Genomic DNA, 21,219 nt, shown 5'->3' with positions numbered 1-21,219 from the left:
CAACCTGCGGTTAGTTTCCTAGTTTGCTCTTTGATTTTCATTGAGTATAAGAAAAAATCAGTCCCCTAAAGGAGTAGATCATGAAGTTATTGTCTATCGCCATCCCTAGCTATAATGCTGCAGCCTATCTTCATTACTGTGTGGAGTCGCTAGTGATTGGTGGTGAGCAAGTTGAGATTTTGATTATCAATGACGGGTCTCAGGACCAGACTCAGGAAATAGCTGAGCGTTTAGTTAGCAAGTATCCTAGCCTCGTTAGAGTCATCTATCAGGAAAATAAAGGCCATGGCGGTGCGGTCAATCGCGGCTTGGCGGAGGCTTCTGGACGTTATTTTAAAGTAGTTGATAGTGATGACTGGGTGGATCCTCGTGCCTACTTGAAAATTCTTGAAACCTTGCAGGAACTAGAGAGCCAGGGGCAGGAAGTGGATGCCTTTGTGACTAATTTTGTCTATGAAAAGGAAGGCCAGTCTCGTAAGAAGAGTATGAGTTACGAGTCAGTCTTGCCTGTCCAGCAGATTTTTGGCTGGGACCAGGTTGGAAATTTCTCAAAAGGCCAGTATATCATGATGCACTCGCTGATTTACCGGACAGATTTGTTGAGAGCGAGCCAGTTCCAACTGCCTGAGCATACCTTTTATGTCGATAATCTCTTTGTCTTTACCCCCCTTCAGCAGGTCAAGACCATGTACTATCTACCTGTTGATTTCTATCGTTATTTGATTGGGCGTGAAGACCAGTCTGTCAATGAGCAAGTGATGATTAAGCGCATTGACCAGCAACTTAAGGTCAATCGACTCTTGGTAGACCAGCTTGATTTGTCCAAAGTAAGCCACCCCAAAATGCGAGAATATCTGCTGAATCATATTGAAATCACGACGGTGATTTCCAGTGCCTTGCTCAACCGAGCAGGCACAGCAGAGCATCTGGCCAAAAAACGGGAGTTGTGGACCTATATTCAGCAGGAAAATCCAGAGGTCTTTCAGGCTATCCGTAAGACCATGTTGAGTCGTTTGACCAAACATTCAGTCTTGCCAGCCCGCAAACTTTCCGATGTCGTCTATCAAATCACCAAATCCGTTTATGGATTTAATTAATATAAGTATTTTATAAGAGGGATTTAAGAAAAATTTTAACTTTTTCTTAATCCTTTTTAATTTTAGGAGATTATACTAGAGTCATCAAATAAAGAAAAACTCTAAGGAGAATCCTATGAAATTCAATCCAAATCAAAGATATACTCGTTGGTCTATTCGCCGTCTTAGTGTCGGTGTTGCCTCAGTTGTTGTAGCCAGTGGCTTTTTTATCCTAGTTGGTCAACCAAGTTCTGTACGTGCTGATGTGGTCAATCCAACCCCTGCTCAAGTCGTACCAGACGCTGCTTCAGTGAGTGAAAAGAGCGACTTACCAGCAGAGGTTCTCAAGAAAGCAGTTGATGTAGCTCTTCCTTCAGAACAGGCAGAATCAACACCTAAAGCAAGCTTGGATACTGCAAGCTCTCCAGAAAAAGCAGATGCAGGTGCTAAAGAGCCGGTAGTAGCACCAAAAGAAGAAGTGCAAGCAAAACCAGAATCTAAGAAACAAACAGAAGATGTGGTTAAACCTGTGGAAAGTCCTGCAGCTACAGTTTCTGGACAAGACCGTGAAGCAAGTGAAGCTCAACCAGCAACCACCCCAGCTGAAGTTCAAAAAGGTGTAGCCGACAATACTAAAGACACAGTGGATGTTCCAGCTACTTACTTGGATAAAGCCAACTTCCCTGGACCATTCACAGCTGGTGTCAACCAAGTTATTCCATACGAATTCTTCGCCGGTGACGGTATGTTGACTCGCCTTATCTTGAAGGCCTCAGACAAGGCTCCATGGTCAGATAATGGCTCAGCTAAAAACCCAGCTCTTCCCCCAGTAGAAAAATTGGGCAAAGGTCTCTATTTCTATGAAGTAGATTTGGCCGGCACTCAAGGAAAATCTGATAAAGAGCTTCTAGACCTCTTGAAACAAAACGGCACTCAAAGCTACAAGGCAACCATCAAAGTGTACGGTGCTAAAGATGGCAAGGCCGATTTGACTAACCTTGTAGCGACTAAAGATTTGGATGTCAACTTGAATGGTTTGACTACCCCAGCTGAAGTGCAAAAAGGTGTGGCCGACAACACCAAAGATACAGTAGATGTTCCAGCTACTTACCTAGACAAAGCCAACTTCCCTGGACCATTCACAGCAGGTGTTAACCAAGTTATTCCATACGAATTCTTCGCTGGTGACGGTATGTTGACTCGTCTTATCTTGAAAGCTTCAGATAAGGCTCCATGGTCAGACAACGGTTCAGCTAAAAACCCCGCCCTTCCACCAGTAGAGAAATTGGGCAAAGGCCTTTACTTCTATGAAGTAGATTTGGCAGGAACCCAAGGCAAATCAGATAAAGATTTGTTAGACTTGTTGAAACAAAACGGCACTCAAAGCTATAAAGCTACCATCAAGGTGTACGGTGCCAAAGATGGCAAGGCTGATTTGAGCAATCTTGTAGCGACTAAAGAATTGAATGTCAATTTGAATGGCTTGACCACTCCAGCTGAAGTGCAAAAAGGCGTGGCTGACAATACTAAAGATACAGTAGATGTTCCGGCTACTTACCTAGACAAAGCCAACTTCCCTGGACCATTCACAGCCGGTGTTAACCAAGTTATTCCATACGAACTCTTCGCAGGTGACGGTATGTTGACTCGCCTTATCTTGAAAGCTTCAGACAAGGCTCCATGGTCAGATAACGGTTCAGCTAAAAATCCTGCTCTTCCACCAGTAGAAAAATTGGGCAAAGGCCTCTACTTCTATGAAGTGGATTTGGCCGGTACTCAAGGTAAATCAGATAAAGAGTTGCTTGACCTCTTAAAACAAAACGGCACTCAAAGCTATAAGGCAACTATCAAGGTGTACGGTGCTAAAGATGGCAAGGCTGATTTGAGCAATCTCGTAGCGACTAAAGAATTGACAGTGAACTTGAATGGGTATAAGTCCCTCAATGATATGAAATCTAAAATGCCAGCTGCTAGCCAGGATAAGATGATGCCTAACAAAGAGCAGGACAAAACCATGAATGCTAGCCAGCCTATGGTAACCTCAAGCAAAATGTCTGATGAAGGCAAGATGGCATCTACTAACAAGGTGTCAAGTCCAATGATGGCTGCTCACATGAAAGATCAAAAAGACATGCTTCCATATACTGGTGAAGCCCAAACATCAATGGCTACTATTGGATTCTTTGGACTCGCCTTGGCCGGACTTCTAGGTGGACTCGGTTTGAAAGCTAAAAAAGAGGAAAATGACTAGTCTAGTTACAGACTTTCTATCTAGGATTTGAAAAATCCAGATATCGATTAGAATGTTCGTAAAGAGATAAAAATAGTGTTATACTATTGTGGTATAGCACTGTTTTTTTCAAAGGAGAGACAGATGGGAAAGACAATTTTACTCGTTGACGACGAGGTAGAAATCACAGATATTCATCAACGCTATCTGGTTCAGGCAGGATATCAGGTTTTGGTGGCCCATGATGGAGTAGAGGCCTTGGAAATCTTCAAGCGAAAAGCGATTGATTTGATTATTACAGATATCATGATGCCTCGGATGGATGGTTATGACTTGATTAGTGAGGTTCAGTATCAATCTCCAGATCAGCCTTTTCTCTTTATCACGGCTAAGACTAGCGAGCAGGACAAGATTTATGGCCTGAGCTTAGGGGCAGATGACTTTATTGCCAAGCCCTTTAGCCCTCGTGAACTGGTTTTGCGTGTCCACAATATCTTGCGTCGCCTTCATCGTGGAGGTGAGTCAGAAGTCGTCAGTCTTGGGGATTTACGGATGAATCACAGTAGTCATGAGGTTCAAGTCGGAGATGTGGCGCTTGATTTGACAGTAAAATCCTTCGAACTTCTATGGCTTTTAGCCAGCAATCCAGAGCGCGTTTTCTCTAAAACAGACCTCTATGAAAAGGTCTGGCAAGAAGACTACGTGGATGATACTAATACCTTGAATGTTCATATTCATGCTCTGCGACAGGAATTGGCTAAACATGCTAGTACAGAAACACCGACCATCAAAACCGTCTGGGGCTTGGGCTACAAAATTGAGAAAGCACGAGGTAGTCAATGAAATTAAAAAGTTATATTTTAGTGGGGTATATCATTTCAACACTCCTAACGATTATCGTGGTTTTTTGGGCCATCCAGCGAATGTTAATTGAAGAAAGAGAAATTTATTTCCTAGTGGGTATGACTCTCGTGGCTAGTTTTATCGGTGCTGGGATTAGTCTCTTTCTCCTATCGCCTGTCTTTACTTCATTGGGCAAACTCAAGGAACATGCCAAGCGGGTAGCGGACAAGGATTTTCCTTCAAATCTGGAGGTTCAAGGACCTGTAGAATTTCAACAATTAGGCCAAGCTTTTAATGAAATGTCCCATGATTTGCAGGCGACATTTGATTCCTTGGAGGAAAGCGAGCGAGAAAAGGGCTTGATGATTGCCCAGCTATCGCATGATATCAAGACCCCCATCACTTCGATCCAAGCGACGGTAGAAGGGATTTTGGATGGGGTTATCAAGGAAGGAGAACAGGACCATTATCTAGCAACCATTGGACGTCAGACGGAAAGACTCAATAAACTGGTTGAGGAATTAAATTTTTTGACCCTAAATACGGCTAGAAATCAGGCGGAAACGACCAGCAAAGACAGCATTTTTCTTGACCAGCTCTTGATTGAGTGCATGAGTGAATTTCAGTTCTTGATTGAGCAGGAGGAACGAGATGTCCATTTGCAGGTAATCCCAGAGTCTGCTCGGATTGAGGGAGATTATGCCAAGCTTTCTCGAATCTTGGTGAATCTGGTCAATAACGCTTTTAAATACTCTGCTCCAGGAACCAAGCTGGAAGTGGTGGCTAAGGTGGAGAATAACCAGCTTTCAATCAGTGTGACCGATGAGGGGCAGGGCATTGCCCCAGAGGATTTGGAGAATATTTTCAAACGCCTTTATCGTGTCGAAACTTCGCGCAATATGAAAACAGGTGGTCATGGCTTAGGGCTTGCGATTGCGCGTGAATTGGCCCATCAATTGGGTGGGGAAATCACAGTCAGCAGCCAGTACGGCCTAGGAAGTACCTTTACCCTCATTCTCAACCTCTCTGGCAATGAAAATAAAGCTTAAAACCCCTTTACAAATCTAGCCATTCATGGTAAAATGGATTTTGTGTGAAATATCAGCAGGAAAGCATGAAGCTCGTCAACAGGTGTCTTATGATAAGTAACCTTGGCTGTTTAGGCGAAGGGCATCTGCACGAATCAGGGCTTTCTAAGTGACTATTTCCACCGAAATATTATTTATATCAGGAGGACATTCACATGTCACGTTATACAGGACCATCTTGGAAACAAGCTCGTCGCCTTGGCCTTTCACTTACAGGTACAGGTAAAGAATTGGCACGTCGTAACTACGTACCAGGACAACACGGACCAAACAACCGTTCTAAATTGTCAGAATACGGTTTGCAATTGGCTGAAAAACAAAAACTTCGTTTCACTTACGGTGTCGGTGAAAAACAATTCCGTAACTTGTTCGTACAAGCTACAAAAATCAAAGGCGGAATCCTAGGTTTCAACTTCATGCTTCTTTTGGAACGTCGTTTGGATAACGTTGTTTACCGTCTTGGTCTTGCGACTACTCGTCGTCAAGCTCGTCAATTCGTAAACCACGGTCACATCCTTGTTGACGGAAAACGCGTTGATATCCCATCATACCGTGTAACTCCAGGTCAAGTGATCTCAGTTCGTGAGAAATCATTGAAAGTTCCAGCAATCCTTGAAGCAGTAGAAGCTACTCTTGGACGTCCAGCATTCGTATCATTCGACGCTGAAAAATTGGAAGGTTCATTGACTCGCTTGCCAGAACGCGACGAAATCAACCCAGAAATCAACGAAGCACTTGTCGTTGAATTCTACAACAAAATGCTTTAATTTTAAGAAATATCTTACAGAAAGCCTACAACAGTGGGCTTTTTGCTTTGTCTTAAAAGCTTGATTTCTGAGTTTGTATGGAGATTGGCTAGTAAGGTTATTTGTGTATCTAAGTCTATGCTAAATTCACCAATCTTATAACACGGAAGTCTGTGGTTGAGTCCACTTCACTGAAATTAGACCACGCGCTACCAAGCTCCATTCTACATCAAAGAAATCAATTCTTTTCTAGGGAATTTCCGCCCTCATTTTTGTCTTTTGTGCTAAAATAGACTTATAAATTGAAAATAAGGAATGTTTATGAAATCGGGTAATGGTTTTTGGAAAGGCTGTCTCTATTTTTGGGGCTTCCTGTTCTTGTTGGGCCTTTTGGTTCAATATGCTCTTCCACTTGCGGCTTGTGTCCTGCTAGGATATGGTGGTTATCGTCTCTATAAACGTTGGCGCTATCCTCTTTTGCAAGATCGTTCTCTAGATGATCGGATTGAGCTTTTAAAAGCTCGGATTCGTCAGGCGGACAAAGATATTCAGCAGTTAGAGGGAGTCTTGGTAGAGAAGGGCTCAGATTCCTATAAGAGTTTAGCTAATCAAGTATTGATCGAATTGCGGGAAATTCATCAGGAGGCGGATCGTCTCAAGTCCTATATCGACGATGATGTCTATAACCGTATTGACAAAAAGGTTCGTACAGTAAGGGCAAACATCGATGTTCAGCTAGAACGTTTGGATAGAGAAAGTCAGGTAGATCTTGAGAATGCGGAGCCAGAGGAATTAGCTCCAGAATTGTCCCAGACCTTGGCCAATATTGCCATTGACCATCAGGCTATTTTAGACAAGATTGCCACCTCTGCTGAGGGGGATAAGGAAGAATTGACTGCCATTCATAGTTTGAAGATGGAGAAATTCCAAACGATTTTAGAAGGTTATTTAAAGATTAAGGCTAACCCTAAAAACTATAATCGGGCAGAAGAACGTTTGCAGCAAGCTAAAGCAGCCATCGAACAATTTGACCTTGAGCTGGACCAAGTCTTGAGAGAACTCAATGAAACAGATATGCGTGATTTTGATATCAGTCTGCGTATCCTCGAAAAAGATCGTAAAGAATAGGTTAGAAATAAAGGAGTAACCATGACAGAATTTAATTTTGATATTGACCAGATTGCTAATAATACCGTAGCTAAGGTGGATAAGACAACCCAAATCATCGAGACCAATACTGGCTCAGACCAGACCTTGACCTTCCTTGAAAAGTTGAGCCCTGAGCAGCAAGAAGGAATCAAAGCGCACGTGCCCCAGTTAGTAGACCAATTTGTCACAAATCAAAATGCTCTTTTGGATTTTGGGCAATCTGCTGTAGAAGGCGTGAACAATACAGTCAATCGTATCTTGTCAGAACAAAAGAAATTGCAGATTCCCCAGGTGGATGATCTACTCAAGAACACCAACCGTGAGTTGCAAGGCTTTGTAGTCAAATACAAGAACGCTGAAATTGCTGAGCTAGAAGAGAAACCAAACTTTTTGCAACGATTGTTTAACAAGAGCAAGAATACGCTACAGGAATTTTACTTTGACTCAAAAACAGTGGAGCAAAAGCTAGATGGCATGGCTGCCGCAGTAGTCAAGCAAGAAGATGTGCTAGCTCGAAATATTGTCTCTGCTGAGATGTTGATTGAGGACAATACCAAATCCATTGAAAATCTAGTGGGAGTGATTTCCTTTATCGAAGCTAGCCAGACAGAAGCTGGCAATCGCGCTGCAGAACTGAAAGCTCAAGCTGACCAACTAGATACAAGTACGGTAGAATACCAGACCAAGTCTCAAGAATTGGCCCGTATGGCAGAAGTGGTCAATACCCTCGAACAACAGCACACCGAGTATGTCAGCCGTCTCTATGTGGCATGGGCAACAACACCTCAGATGCGGAATCTTGTGAAGGTGTCATCTGATATGCGCCAAAAATTGGGCATGCTTCGTCGCAATACGATTCCGACAATGAAGCTTTCTATTGCCCAACTTGGTATTTTGCAACAATCAATGAAATCAGGTGTCGTGGCAGATGCCATTGTAAATGCCAATAATGCTGCCCTTCAGATGCTAGCTGAAACCAGCAAGGAAGTGATTCCGCAGATGGAGAGAATTGCCCAAAGCCCGACAGTCGCTGTTGAGTCTGTTACCAAACTGGCTGAAAGTCTGGTCGCGCAAAACCAAGGCATCGTTGCTGCTATTGAATTAGGCCGTCAAAAACGTGCCCAACTAGAAACAACCATCGTCAAGTCCGCAGAAATGATTAACGATTCTGTCAAACTACGCGATGAGAAAATTGTCCAAGCCCTTCTAGACCAAGGAAAAGCCGCTCAGAAAGAAGTACAAGAATAATACACAAGTCCCTTGCAATGTAGATTTGCAGGGGATTTTGCTTGTTTTAGTAGAAGTTTGAAGGTCAGGGAATTATTGCTAGATTTAGAGAGAATACCCTAGAAAACCTTTTCACTACTAGTCTTTTATGGTACAATGGAAGGAAGTAAAGGCGCTGTTTTTTCGATGTCGCAACGCCTTGTATGAATGAAAAGGAAGAGTCCCTATGGTTTTCAGATTTAAGCAAATAACTAGCTTGCATATATATAAACTCGCGTTTTCATACCCATTTTCAAAACCTGCCAATCTTTTTGGTAGGCTTTTTGCGTTGTAGAAATGGGGTATGAACATGGCTTACACCTTATCAAAAGAATTAGAACAAGAGCTCATCATTTCAGCACCTGAGTTGCAGGCTAGTTATACTGCCATCGTAGAATACCTAGAAGCTATCAACCAGAAAGAAGCATCTGGAAGCAATTCTCAGGAACTCCAGAACCAGCTTGCTATTCAGCTGGGACGTTTAGAAGATTTGGTGCAGGGCTATATCCAAATAAAGAAGAACCCGCATCACTACCTAGATGCAGATAAAGACTTGACGGCAGGCTATCAAGCCATAAAAGGGACAGAGCAAGCTCTTCTTGAAAAATTGCAACATCTTAATCAAGCAGCCTTGCAGAATTTCCATATCAGCCAGAGACTCTCTCCTAAAGACGAGACTGCTATTCCTATAGCAGGTAAAGCCAAAACCAAACAGGAATTGGCTATCGAGCGAGATTTGATTAACCAACTGACAAAGGGAGAAAGTCAATGGGTGTATCGACCTGAGTTAAATACAGAAGACCTCCTATGGGGAAACTTTTTTGCCAAGTTGGAAGCCAATAATGTCCGCATTTTGCAAGACCATCCCCTTACAAATTCAGAGAAAAATCAAATCAAAAACCAGCTCAATTTCGTTAACTTCTACGAAGCAGCCAAGTGGATAGCGGGGGAAAATGGCATTGCCAAGGTGCAGGTTCAACGTGAAGATGCCAGTCTAGGCACCATTCGCTTGGAAGTCTTGTGGAGAAACAATGTCGCTGGTGGCAAATCGAGTTATGAGGTTGTCAACCAAGTCATCACAGGCGGAGATGGGATTCGCCAGCGCCGTGGGGATGTGACTTTGTTAATCAATGGTCTGCCTATGATTCAAATTGAACTAAAAAGCCGTTCTCATCCTTATATGGATGCCTTCCGTCAGATTAAGAAATACGACCAAGAAGGACAGTTCAGAGGCATTTTTTCAAGTCTTCAGATGTTTGTCGTCTCTAATGTCACAGACACTCGCTACATCGCAGCTGCCAAAGCCAACAAGCTAAATGAACGCTTCTTGACCAAGTGGGTGGATAGTGAAAACAGACCCCAACCCCAACTATTTGACTTTGCAGAGTCTGTCTTGTCGATACCGAGAGCCCACGAGATGGTCATGCAGTATTCTGTCATCGATGATGACAAGAAGGCCTTGATTTTATTGCGTCCCTATCAGGTTCATGCCATTGAGGCTATCCGTGAAGCCAGTCGCAAGCGCCAGTCGGGCTATATTTGGCATACGACTGGTTCAGGAAAGACCCTGACCTCCTATAAGGTTTCGCGCAATCTGCTCCAGATTCCATCTATCGAAAAGACAATATTTGTGATTGATAGGACAGACCTCGACCAGCAGACGACCAGTTCCTTTCAGTCTTACGCAGAGAACGATATGATCGATATCGACGAGACTGATGATACACAGGAATTGGTTAAAAATCTGGCTTCTGATGACCGCCGTGTCGTTGTGACGACCATCCAGAAAATCAATGCCATGATTCGCCAGTTTGATGAAGGACGTCACCAAAAGGTCTACAATCGTATCAAGCAACTCAAACTAGCCTTTGTCGTTGATGAATGCCATCGCGCAGTGACTCCTGAACGCCAACGCCACCTAGAGCACTTCTTTACAAATTCTCTCTGGTATGGGTTTACAGGTACTCCTATCTTTACAGAAAATAAACGTGAACAAAAAGGAGACCTTGCTCAAACGACCGAAGAGCAGTACGGTGATTGCCTCCACCAATATACCGTCAAAGAAGCCATCCATGACAAGGCGGTTCTTGGCTTTAATGTAGAGTATCAGACGACCATGCCTGGTTGGGCAGAAGATGAGATTGACGAGGAGCGTTATGATGACGAAGGCCACATGCTTGCGGTTTTAGATGCCATTCTCAATCGCTCAAGACGCAAACTTGGTTTCCAAAATGGGGTGGGGAAAACCTATGAAGCCATTTTGACCGTTAAAAGCATTGCCCGTGCGCAGGCCTATTATAACCTGATTAAGCAAGTCAAAAATGGAGAAAAGTCTCTAAGCATCTCGGAAAATGTTAAAAAGGTCTTGCCAGACTTTCCTAAGGTTGCCATTACCTATTCTGTGACAGAAAATGAAGCAGACTCCTATATCAACCAAGCCTACATGGAGGAGAGTTTAGAAGACTACAATGCCATGTTTGGAACCCACTTTAGCCTAGCCACCATTGCTTCTTACAATAGTGACCTCAACGACCGCTTGGCTCGTAAGAAAGAACGTTTTGCCTTCCGTGAAGAACAGCTGGACCTGGTTATCGTGGTGGACCGCTTGCTGACAGGCTTTGATGCCCCTTGCCTATCGACCCTGTTCATGGACCGTCAGCCTATGAAACCCCAGCATATCATTCAGGCCTTTTCACGAACCAATCGCCTCTTTGATGAAGGCAAGAAATTCGGCCAGATCGTTACCTTCCAAACACCTGATCGCTTTAAAGAAAAGGTGGATGAAGCTCTGAGCCTTTACTCAAATGGTGGCGAAACCAGTGTCTTAGCCCCAGAATGGCAGGAGGAGAAGGCCAAGTTTCTGGAGAAGGTTCATCAACTACTAGCCATCGCTCCAAGTCCAGAGCAGGTGCCTGATTTGGATACAGCGACAGATGCAGAATTAAAACGCTTTGCCAAGGCCTTCCAAGAATTTGACAAGCTCCTATCCTCTATACAGGTCTATTCGGACTATGATGAGAAAGTCATTCTCAGAGAGATTGGGCTCAGCCTCGAAGACATCGAGAACTTTGCCGGCCAATATCAAAATGTCATCGAAGAACTCCGCAGACGCAGAAAAGAAGACCAAGAAGATGAAGGTGTGCTCGTGGATATAGAGTACGAGCTTGAATCCATCCGCACCGACGAGATAAACTATCACTATATCCTCTCTCTCATCCAAGCCCTAATCGAAAATCGGGAAAACCTCATTGGTAAAAAGGAAAAGAGTCTGGTAGATAACTATATCGAAGATTTGAACAAATCCAATCCCAAGTTATCCAGCCTCATCTGCAAACTCTGGCAGAATGTCCAAGCTGATGCTAAGAGCTATCAGGGTCAGTCTATCATCCATAAGTTGGAAGAGATGATTGAGCTAACAACCCAGAAAAAGATTCGTGAAACGGCAGATTATTGGCAGATAGGAGAGGATGAACTCCAGTTCGTAGTGGACAACTACCGCATCGGACGTGACAAGCAAAATGGCGAAAAAGCCATCACCGAGTCTCAGGACTATCTGGCTTATAAGGAAGCCCACGGAGACAAGGCACTACCAAAACTCAAATACAAAAAAGCCCTCAAAGAGGACTATATGCGCATGATTTCAGAGGATATCTTACCGCTGAGGGGGAGATAAACTACCGATTTGACTTTTCTTATTTGCTAGATGGTTAACTTTATCTTGTCAAATCAGCCTATCTATTGTTTCAAAATAGGCAAAATTGAAGAATAGAAATCAAAAAAGAAAATCTAAAGTGTAGAAATACGAAAATGGAGCAATAGAAAGGGAATAGTATGACAAAGAAACCAAGTTATCGCTTTGCGGGATATACTGAATCTTGGGAAGAGAAGAAGTTAGGGGAAGTTGCGGAATTATTGAATGGTAGAGCCTATAAACAAGAGGAACTACTTGAGGATGGTGAGTACAGAGTTTTACGAGTAGGAAATTTTAACACCAATGATAAGTGGTATTATTCTGATTTACAACTTGAAGATTCAAAATATGCAAATTATGGAGATTTATTATATCTTTGGGCAACAAATTTTGGTCCGGAATTATGGAAAGAAGAAAAAGTTATTTATCATTATCATATTTGGAAGATTAGTGGATACTCTAACATCTTAGATAAATATTATTTTTATACTTTTTTAGAAAAGGATAAGGATAGAATTAAACAAAATACAAATGGTTCTACTATGGTACATATAACCAAGGGAATGATGGAGGAAAGAGTATTAACCTTCCCCTCCCTCCCCGAGCAAACTGCTATCGGTTCTTTCTTCCAAGATATTGACCAGCTTATTAGCCTACAACAGCGTAAGTTAGAGGTGCTCAAGGAGCAGAAGAAAACCTACCTCAAGCTCCTTTTCCCAGCCAAAGGACAAATCAAACCAGCCCTTCGCTTCGCAGGATTTGAAGATGACTGGAAGGAAGTGAAGTTGGGGGAAGTTACGAATAGGTATGATAATTTAAGAGTTCCAGTTTCAGCAAATGAAAGAATTTCTGGGGATACTCCATATTATGGGGCTAATGGGATACAGGATTATGTAGATGGTTATACACATGATGGCGAGTTCATTCTTATTGCCGAAGATGGTGCAAGTGATTTAAAAGATTATCCAGTACAATATGTAAATGGAAAAGTTTGGGTAAATAATCACGCTCATGTTATTCAAGGTAAAAAAGATTTGATAAACAATATTTTTTTACTATTTGCAGTAAAACAAATTAACATAGAACCTTTTCTAGTGGGAGGAGGGAGAGCGAAGCTAAATTCGGATATAATGATGAAACTTCCTCTACATCTTCCACCCCTCCCTGAACAAGAAGCAATCGGTTCTTTCTTCCAAAACCTAGACAAGGCCATTGCCAAGCAAGAGGAAAAATTCAACCAGCTCAAAGAAAGCAAACAAACCCTACTCAGAAAAATGTTTATCTAAGATACTAAGACCGTCAAAAGCCCAGTAAAAATAGGAAACTGGCACGGTCTTCGATGAAGACCAGGCAGTTTATCTTTTTTACCCAGCTTTTAGGTCGTGTTCAATTCATAAGATACCAAGACCATAAAAAGCTACACTAAACGAATGAAAGTAGAAATTGATAGGAGACCCTATGTCACAAACAGATTTATCAAGAGAACTCTACCAATCCCTCTGGAATGCGGCAGATATCCTGCGTGGCCAGATGGAAGCCAATGAATACAAGTCCTATCTCTTGGGCTTGATTTTCTACAAGTATCTATCCGACAACATTCTCCAAGACGTCTGCGATAAGTTGGACGAGACCTTTGAGTCCTTCCAGCAAGCGCAACTCCTCTACGAGGAAAACTTTGCAGATGCAGATATTCGTGAAGACCTCATCGAGGTCTTAAATGACGAGCTAGGCTATGTGATTGAGCCTTCTCTAACCTTTACCAAGCTGGTTCAGTCTATCCACGAAGGAACCTTCCAGCTAGAATCCCTAGCCCAAAGTTTCCGTGATATCGAGCAGGCCAATGAAAAATTTGAAAATCTCTTTGAAGATATTGACCTCTATGCGAAAAAGCTAGGCAACACCCCACAAAAGCAAAACAAGACCATCTCTGAGGTTATGAAACAGCTCAACGACCTCAATGTATCTGGTCATGCTGGTGATATCTTGGGTGATGCTTATGAGTACTTGATTGGCCAATTTGCCAGTGATTCTGGGAAAAAGGCTGGTGAGTTCTATACACCTCAAGCAGTCTCTCACCTCATGACTCAGATTGTCTTTGCAGGGCGCGAGCATCAAAAGGGGATGTCAGTTTACGACCCGACCATGGGTTCTGGTTCTCTCTTGCTCAATGCCAAGCGCTATAGTAAGGAAGCTTCGACGATTTCTTACTACGGTCAAGAGTTGATTACTTCGACCTTCAACCTTGCTCGCATGAATATGATGCTTCATGGGGTTGCGATTGAGAATTATCACCTCAGCAACCACGATACCCTAGACGAAGATTGGCCGACTACCGAGCCGACAGATTTTGATGGGGTTTTGATGAACCCACCTTATTCACTGAAGTGGTCAGCAGATAGTGGTTTCCTGCAAGATCCTCGCTTTTCAAGTTATGGAGTTCTTGCACCTAAGTCTAAAGCAGATTTTGCCTTCCTCCTTCACGGTTTTTACCACCTCAAGCATAATGGTGTCATGGCCATCGTTCTCCCTCACGGAGTTCTTTTCCGAGGAGCAGCCGAGCAAAAGATTCGCCAGCACCTGCTAGAAGAAGGCGCTATTGATACAGTTATCGGCTTACCAGCAAATATCTTCTACAACACCTCTATCCCGACAACCATTATTATCCTTAAAAAGAATCGCACCAATAAGGATGTCTTCTTTATCGATGCCTCAAAAGAGTTTGAAAAAGGGAAAAATCAAAACAATATGACCGACGACCATATTGCCAAGATTTTGGAGACCTATCAAAAACGTGAGAATGTCGAGAAGTTTGCCCATCTAGCCAGCTTTGAAGAGATTGTCGAAAATGACTACAACCTCAACATTCCACGTTATATCGATACCTTTGAGGAAGAACCCGTTGTTCCCCTCGCCGACCTAGCCGACCAACTCGCAGAGATTAATAAAGAGATTGGAGAAGTCGAAGCCAGACTCGCACACATGCGCAGCCAGCTAGTAGGCACAACACCAGAAGCACAAGCAGAATTAACCGCCTATCTCGAAAAATTGAAAGAGATTTAGAGAGTAGGGGAAGAATGAAAACATCTCGTATAAATTGTACGAGGTGTTTTTGGATTTCGTTGATTGACAATCCGTAACTCTACTTGAGTGTTTACACATAATTATTGACAGTATCTTCTTTTGAGACGTTACTTCTTCTTTCAAAGTATCTTGAATTTAAAAAAAAATTTATGATATTCTTATTACTATAAGGAGAAACTAAAATAATTCTGGGATATTTTATCTGAATTATGTCTAATTTATGTCGTGTTTTTCAGTACATAATTACTTATTTAAGATAAGAATATTCCGTGGCCAAATTTTATTTCTAATTAATTTAGAAATCATTAACAAGGGGGATATTATGGCTGAAAGAATAATACATCAAGCTGATCTTCGAGCTATCGAGAGCAACTTGCGCTCTATCCATGAAGGATTACAAACAATTGATGCTAGAGTTGATGTAGCAAACGAAAATCTTCAAATCGTGTACGATGAAATCGGTAGTTTAGCACAAGAATTTCATGAGTTTGTGAATATCCAACAAAAAGCTAATAGATTAGGACAAGCTGAAACTCGACTGGTAAAAGTCCGTCAAGAAATTGAGAAGAAATACGGACATTATGATATTGTTCGTCGTACTACCACAGGGATTTTACAAGCTGATGATTTAGGAATTGTCAAAAAAGAAACAATCAGCACTGCTACAGAAGAACTAATGATATCAACTCCAGGTTACTGGCTTGCTCCATGCTTGGTTGCATTAGCGGCATGGATAAATGATCAACCCGAGTTAGCTGAAAAAGCAGTCAAGGAAGGGATTAAACGAAACGATGAAAAGACCTCCCTTTTCTTTGCCTTAATTTGTAGAAGAGCTAACAGAAAGAACGCATGCCTTAAGTGGACTCAACGTTATCTAGCTAATCAAGATGAAGAAAATCTTGACAGAAATTCTATTATTATCTTAGATGCTTTTGCGAGTGGACTCTTGGGAGCTGATACCGAAGGAGTCATCTCACGTCAAATGAATGAATGGCTCAGTCGACTTGAAGAAAAACCTGGTTTTACTGAACGGCAAACAGAACAATGGTCTGAAGCCATTAACTTAAAAAGAAGCGAACTAGATGAAGATTTATACCCTAACCTAAGAAAATATAGTAATAGTTGGCCTGTTCTAGAGGATATTTTAGAAGGTGCTCATCTTCATGAACAAATGTTAAACTATTTAACTGATATTTTTGAGAGGAAAGGGTCTACAGAAAGCGTCAAAGAACAATTAGATGATATTCTAGACACACTTGTGACTGATTTTGATAACGAGGAATTAGCTCTTCGAAAACAAGAAAAATTCGAGCAGTTTGTGGTTGACTTCGGAGGAGATGACAATCGTGCTCATCAAAACATGAGTATTGAAGTGACTGCGTTTGAAACCCATAAAGATTTCACCCAGTTGCTTACCGATGCAGCAATGAAACCCGAATCTTCTCACTCAAGTATATCTACCCAAAAATTTGCACTGGCTCTTTCTCGTGATTGGGTAACAAACGCTTATAATGATGTTACTGCAAAAAATCGCATGAAGATTCCTTACGAAATTGAAATAAATGTGGATACTTTTAACGATAAATCAACAGATGGCCAAAACGAAAGCGAGTTGGTTGAAAAATTTAATTCTCAGATTGACTCTGAAAAAGAACAAACTTTGGCAAACTACTTCCCAAGTTTATTTGATAAATTCCTTTTGTATGGTGGTATAGCTATCGGAGTAATCGGTTTAATGATGATGATTTCTGGCAATGTTTTCTTAGGTTTAATAGCTATTATAGCAGGGATTTTTATGGTTCTTAAGCATAAATCTAATATTGAAAACATTGAAACAAGTCGCAAGAAAATTGAAGAACAGTACGAGAATAAGAGAGCTAATGGTGAACAAATTATAAGAGCTATTCTGGCTGAAATTGTAGACTTTAGAATTGAATTTGCAGAGAAAGATGCTGAAAGTACTAAAGTCCTTGATTTCCTCGAACAAATAAGACCTGAACAATATGTAAACAAGTTGGCATCATCTAATAGAAAGATTAAAATTTGAGGAGGTAATTGACATGGATGAACAATATAAAGGCAATAGTAAGCTATCATCTAATAACACCACTCCATTTAAGAGCATTAATACTGAAGAGGATTTTAGTGAAGAACCTATGAGCGTGTTTGCTGAGGGACTCCCTTCATGGGATATCGTGCCTCCACAATTGCTAGTCAGAAGGAAACGGCAAAAATAATGAATAAACCACAAACATATTCAGAATGGGTAAATGTCTTAACTGTTTTAAAAAATAAAGATGATGATGAAACAGTTTTAAAAATGATGAAATCTGGGACTATCGAATGGCAATACGGTGTGGCAGAACGTTTCTCTACAAAGTTAATTGACGCTGTTAATTACCGTATGAATGTAGCTTCAGATAAGTTTCAAAATGATTTACTAAAATCCCAAGGATACGAGGGAGCTATCATTCAATCAATTCTTTCGTTGAGAAAAGAAATGGCGTTCTTAGCTGAAGCAATCAATCTTCCTGCAATTCCAGATAAAGAGCGACAACACTACTTAAATCTCGTTATAGAACAAGCTAATAGTATGCAGAAATCTTTAGAAGAATCTGCAAAACAGGACCGAAGCGGGAAAATGTCAAGTATTATTAGAAATCATAAAATTAATTCTTTTTTAAATAAAGGTGAACAGTAAATGAGCGATATAGTAAAAAGCAAAGAACTTCTTACAAGATATTCAGTTGCAAGAATCCCTTTTATTGCTATCAATACCATTGAGCCAAGTAGAACATTAGATATGTTAAAGGAAATATCTGAAGAATTACAACTTCCATTCAATGTACATACTCTCACCAAAGGTGTGTATGATCTTAGTTCTGGTAAGAATGTTAACGAAGATAAATCTGTTTATGGTGCAATAGATTACATGACGGACCAAATGCAAAAGAAACAATACCAAACTATCGTACTGACAGAGGTTCCGGATCTTAGTAATGAAAATAGCGATTCTAAACAAGTCTTAGCACTGGTCAATTTAGCCAATGAAACTGGAGGCGTTGTAATCGTTTTTACCAATACCTCTATTTGGAATCAACTTCAACGGCAAGGTATGACAGTAAAAATTGATTTACCTAACGAAGAGGAAATGTATTCGATAATTCAAGAATACATTGACGACTATCGAAATGATATCCAGATTGAATGGGACAACTCCGATATTCGAGAAGCTGCTGCAGCTCTCAATGGGGTAACTAGAATCGAGGCGGAGAACGTTATCGCTGCTTTGATTGCAAATAAGTGCATAAGAAAATCTGATTTAGATGAGATAAGATTTGCAAAAGATCGCCTATTCTCTGATATCTCTGGTCTAGAAAAAATCGTTGTAGATGATTCTGTAAAGGATGTCGGAGGGCTTGAAGGATTAAGGAAGTGGCTTAATGAAAAGAAAGAACTGCTAACTCCCGAAAAGAAAGATATGTTACGTGAGAAAGGTTTGCAACCACCTAGAGGAATACTCCTAGTAGGTGTCCCTGGATGCGGAAAATCTTTATCTGCTAAATCAATTTCCGCTAACTGGAAACTTCCATTATATCGTTTAGATTTTGCAACGGTTCAAGGAAGTTATGTAGGTCAGTCTGAACAGCAACTCAAAGATGCTCTAACTACCGCTGAGAATGTATCTCCGTGTATTTTATGGATTGATGAAATAGAAAAAGGGCTATCAGGAGCTACTGGTGGCGCTAATGATGGCGGTGTATCTACTCGTATGGTTGGTCAATTCTTATTCTGGATGCAAGAATGCAAAAAACAAGTTTTTGTAGTTGCAACAGCTAATGATGTGTCTATGCTTCCGTCAGAACTTCTCCGTAGAGGAAGATTTGATAAGTTATTCTTTGTTGATTTACCAACTGCAGATGAGCGCAAAGAAATACTTGCTTTGTATTTTAAAAAATACTTAAGTCTAGAATTTGAAGGAGATTTTGCTGATAATATCATTCAGATAAGTGATGGTTTCACCGGAGCGGACTTAGAATCGACAGTTAGAGATTTAGCTTACCGATCTATTGCTAATAGCAATTTTATTCTCAATGAAGAGAATATCATGACTGCTTTCAATAACGTAGTCCCACTCTCTCAAACTAGCCCAGAAAAAATTGAGGCTATTAGAGATTGGGGGAAAGAAAGAGCTGTTCCTGCATCTGGAAAACCAATCGGTGGAGAGGGACTTGTTCATAAACAGAGTGGACCTAAAACAAGAAAAGTACTTGTTTAATCAGTTCATTATTTGGACACGGTAACTGTAATCTCAGTTTCGTGTCCATTTTTATAATTCAGTAAAGGAAGATCTTTTTTGAGAGTATTATTAAAAGGAATCTTAAATAGTAAAATATAACTTATAACACAATTAGGAGAAAAATAGATGCCTAAACCAATATTAAATTCATTTCAATCCCAAAAACAAACACAAGCAAGCCATATCATGACTTCTAACTTAAAACAACCACAGATAGATAAGTTGAGTCTAGATAGGCTTCTAAGAAAATCACGGTCTAAAGAATATATGGATGCTATTCATCAGCTAGATGCAGGTGGACATGTTCATAATAAAAAAGAAGTAAATGAAATTATTAATACAATTAAGTCGGAATTCCCAGATGTGGATATTAATGGAATTCTCCTAGGTTTTGTAGCAAAATGTTATTTAGGAGCACCTTACGAAGCGCACACCCTAGACTTGGTTGGAGAAATCATTGAGCATTATAAACGAGGAGAGACATTACCTGGTGGACTCGATAAAGCCAAAAGCATTGCTTTACATGGAGGATATGATTTTATCGAAGTTTATACAGATTGTTGTCGAGCAATTAGCTCAAATGGTTCCGTATCAGTTATAAAAGATTAATTGTTCTTTACATTGATACAAGGGGAGATACAAGAGATAGTTCTTACTTTTATATATGTAAGTGCTGAATACTAAGTATAATATAAGCTAGATGCCTCTGATACTTGTTGTTCAAAAGAACTTTTTTATTTGGTTATTTATTTAATATAGTACAATAGTTTATTTTTTAGAAGGAAATACTTATGTCTCAAGTTTCAGATAATCAAATGATGTTTAAGGTTTTAGGATCTGCTGTAAAAAATGCCAGACATTGGAAGACAATGTTCGTCAGGCTTGCCAATAGGAAGGCTTAGAGATCACGGTTGAACACGAAAGTGATTTTGTAAAGATTTCTAGTCATGGTGTGATGTCTACACCTGCATTAGTTCTTAATGAAGATGTTGTATCTTCTGGGAAAGTATTGAAAGTTGAAGATGTGAAGAAAATCATTAGGGAAGTATCATATGTTGATTAATTTAATGGTATTGAATAATAGGGGAGATTTTTATGAAAATTAACCACTCCCCCATTATAAAATAACTAAAATAGGAGGATATATGAATCAAGTAACCACTTATCACAATCCAAATTGTGGAACATCTAGGAATGTCCTAGCTATGATTCGAGCAGTAGGAATTGGGCCACAAATTATCGAATATCTGAAAACACCACCGAAAGAAAAAGAATTATAACAGTTATTAGTGCAGATGGGTATTGGTGCTAAAGAATTACAACGTACCAATGTTCCAGAATTTGAAAAATATTATTTACAAGAAGCTAAATCGGAACACGATATTATAGACGCGATGATGATAGAACCAATTTTGATAAATCGTCTAATCGTCGTAACGGAAAAAGGAACGCTATTATGTAGACCATTAGAGAGAGTATTAGAAGTTTTACCTAAATCATTGGATAAAGGTTTTGTAAAAGAAGATGGTGAGATTGTTTGTAGTATCCGATAAATAGAAAAAAGCTCTGCCATCGAAATGATAGCAGGGCTTAACTTCAATATCCAAATGATGTATTTATCTAAAAAAAGTAGTGATTAGAATGATTTATATTGCAATGTACTGAAATTAACAAAAAGAAAAACGCATAGTATTGAACTGAACTGCACCCCAAAAGTTAGACAGAAAAAATCTAACTTTTGGGGTGTTT

Annotated in this window: 16 protein-coding genes and 2 pseudogenes; all 18 read left to right on the top strand. The window is 40.6% G+C overall.

Annotation, left to right across the window (positions count from 1 at the left end):
* The first annotated feature begins 80 nt into the window (after positions 1 to 80).
* The gene (locus N8M95_RS07025) at positions 81 to 1,097 is read left to right on the top strand and encodes a glycosyltransferase family 2 protein (protein WP_261116889.1); all 1,017 of its coding nucleotides are present in this window, start codon (positions 81 to 83) and stop codon (positions 1,095 to 1,097) included.
* A gap of 115 nt (positions 1,098 to 1,212) precedes the next feature.
* The gene (locus N8M95_RS07020; RefSeq protein ID WP_261116888.1) at positions 1,213 to 3,327 is read left to right on the top strand and encodes an SSURE domain-containing protein; all 2,115 of its coding nucleotides are present in this window, start codon (positions 1,213 to 1,215) and stop codon (positions 3,325 to 3,327) included.
* A gap of 123 nt (positions 3,328 to 3,450) precedes the next feature.
* Entirely contained in the window at positions 3,451 to 4,149 is a 699-nt protein-coding gene (locus N8M95_RS07015; RefSeq protein WP_261116887.1) for a response regulator transcription factor, read from the top strand.
* On the top strand, positions 4,146 to 5,198 hold the full coding sequence (locus N8M95_RS07010) for a sensor histidine kinase (RefSeq protein ID WP_261116886.1): 1,053 nt from the start codon (positions 4,146 to 4,148) through the stop codon (positions 5,196 to 5,198). The genes N8M95_RS07015 and N8M95_RS07010 overlap by 4 nt, the downstream gene beginning before the upstream one ends.
* 194 nt (positions 5,199 to 5,392) lie before the next feature.
* Complete coding sequence (rpsD, locus tag N8M95_RS07005) at positions 5,393 to 6,004, top strand: 30S ribosomal protein S4 (protein WP_000092756.1); 612 nt, start codon at positions 5,393 to 5,395, stop codon at positions 6,002 to 6,004.
* Positions 6,005 to 6,304: 300 nt separating this feature from the next.
* A complete protein-coding gene (locus N8M95_RS07000; protein ID WP_261116885.1) occupies positions 6,305 to 7,111 on the top strand; it encodes a coiled-coil domain-containing protein in 807 nt (268 codons plus the stop codon).
* A gap of 21 nt (positions 7,112 to 7,132) precedes the next feature.
* A complete protein-coding gene (locus N8M95_RS06995; protein ID WP_261116884.1) occupies positions 7,133 to 8,380 on the top strand; it encodes a toxic anion resistance protein in 1,248 nt (415 codons plus the stop codon).
* A 322-nt stretch (positions 8,381 to 8,702) separates the two neighbouring features.
* Positions 8,703 to 12,071 (top strand): type I restriction endonuclease subunit R, encoded by a 3,369-nt coding sequence (locus tag N8M95_RS06990; protein ID WP_261116883.1) that lies wholly within the window; start codon positions 8,703 to 8,705, stop codon positions 12,069 to 12,071.
* 158 nt (positions 12,072 to 12,229) lie between these two features.
* Positions 12,230 to 13,375, top strand: coding sequence for a restriction endonuclease subunit S (locus N8M95_RS06985; protein WP_261116882.1), 1,146 nt, complete (start codon positions 12,230 to 12,232; stop codon positions 13,373 to 13,375).
* A 172-nt stretch (positions 13,376 to 13,547) separates the two neighbouring features.
* Positions 13,548 to 15,149, top strand: a complete 1,602-nt coding sequence (locus N8M95_RS06980) for a type I restriction-modification system subunit M (protein ID WP_261116881.1) — start codon at positions 13,548 to 13,550, stop codon at positions 15,147 to 15,149.
* 343 nt (positions 15,150 to 15,492) lie between these two features.
* A complete protein-coding gene (locus tag N8M95_RS06975) occupies positions 15,493 to 17,217 on the top strand; it encodes a hypothetical protein (RefSeq protein WP_261116880.1) in 1,725 nt (574 codons plus the stop codon).
* 13 nt (positions 17,218 to 17,230) lie between these two features.
* A complete protein-coding gene (locus N8M95_RS06970; protein WP_261116879.1) occupies positions 17,231 to 17,407 on the top strand; it encodes a hypothetical protein in 177 nt (58 codons plus the stop codon).
* Complete coding sequence (locus N8M95_RS06965) at positions 17,407 to 17,871, top strand: hypothetical protein (RefSeq protein WP_261116878.1); 465 nt, start codon at positions 17,407 to 17,409, stop codon at positions 17,869 to 17,871. Before N8M95_RS06970 ends, N8M95_RS06965 begins: the two co-directional genes overlap by 1 nt.
* The gene (locus tag N8M95_RS06960) at positions 17,872 to 19,449 is read left to right on the top strand and encodes an AAA family ATPase (RefSeq protein ID WP_261116877.1); all 1,578 of its coding nucleotides are present in this window, start codon (positions 17,872 to 17,874) and stop codon (positions 19,447 to 19,449) included.
* 147 nt (positions 19,450 to 19,596) lie between these two features.
* Entirely contained in the window at positions 19,597 to 20,079 is a 483-nt protein-coding gene (locus N8M95_RS06955; protein WP_261116876.1) for a hypothetical protein, read from the top strand.
* Positions 20,080 to 20,425: 346 nt separating this feature from the next.
* Entirely contained in the window at positions 20,426 to 20,533 is a 108-nt protein-coding gene (locus tag N8M95_RS06950) for a thioredoxin family protein (RefSeq protein ID WP_261116875.1), read from the top strand.
* 82 nt (positions 20,534 to 20,615) lie between these two features.
* Positions 20,616 to 21,023 (top strand): annotated as a pseudogene (gene arsC / locus N8M95_RS06945) (arsenate reductase (glutaredoxin)).
* Positions 21,024 to 21,110, top strand: a pseudogene (locus N8M95_RS06940) (FanG protein); the annotation flags it as partial.
* Positions 21,111 to 21,219 lie beyond the last annotated feature (109 nt).

The sequence above is a fragment of the Streptococcus mitis genome (genome assembly GCF_946190325.1).
Lineage (GTDB): Bacteria > Bacillota > Bacilli > Lactobacillales > Streptococcaceae > Streptococcus > Streptococcus mitis_CF.
Note: the sequence above shows the minus strand (reverse complement) of the source record. Positions and strands in the feature narration are given on the sequence as shown.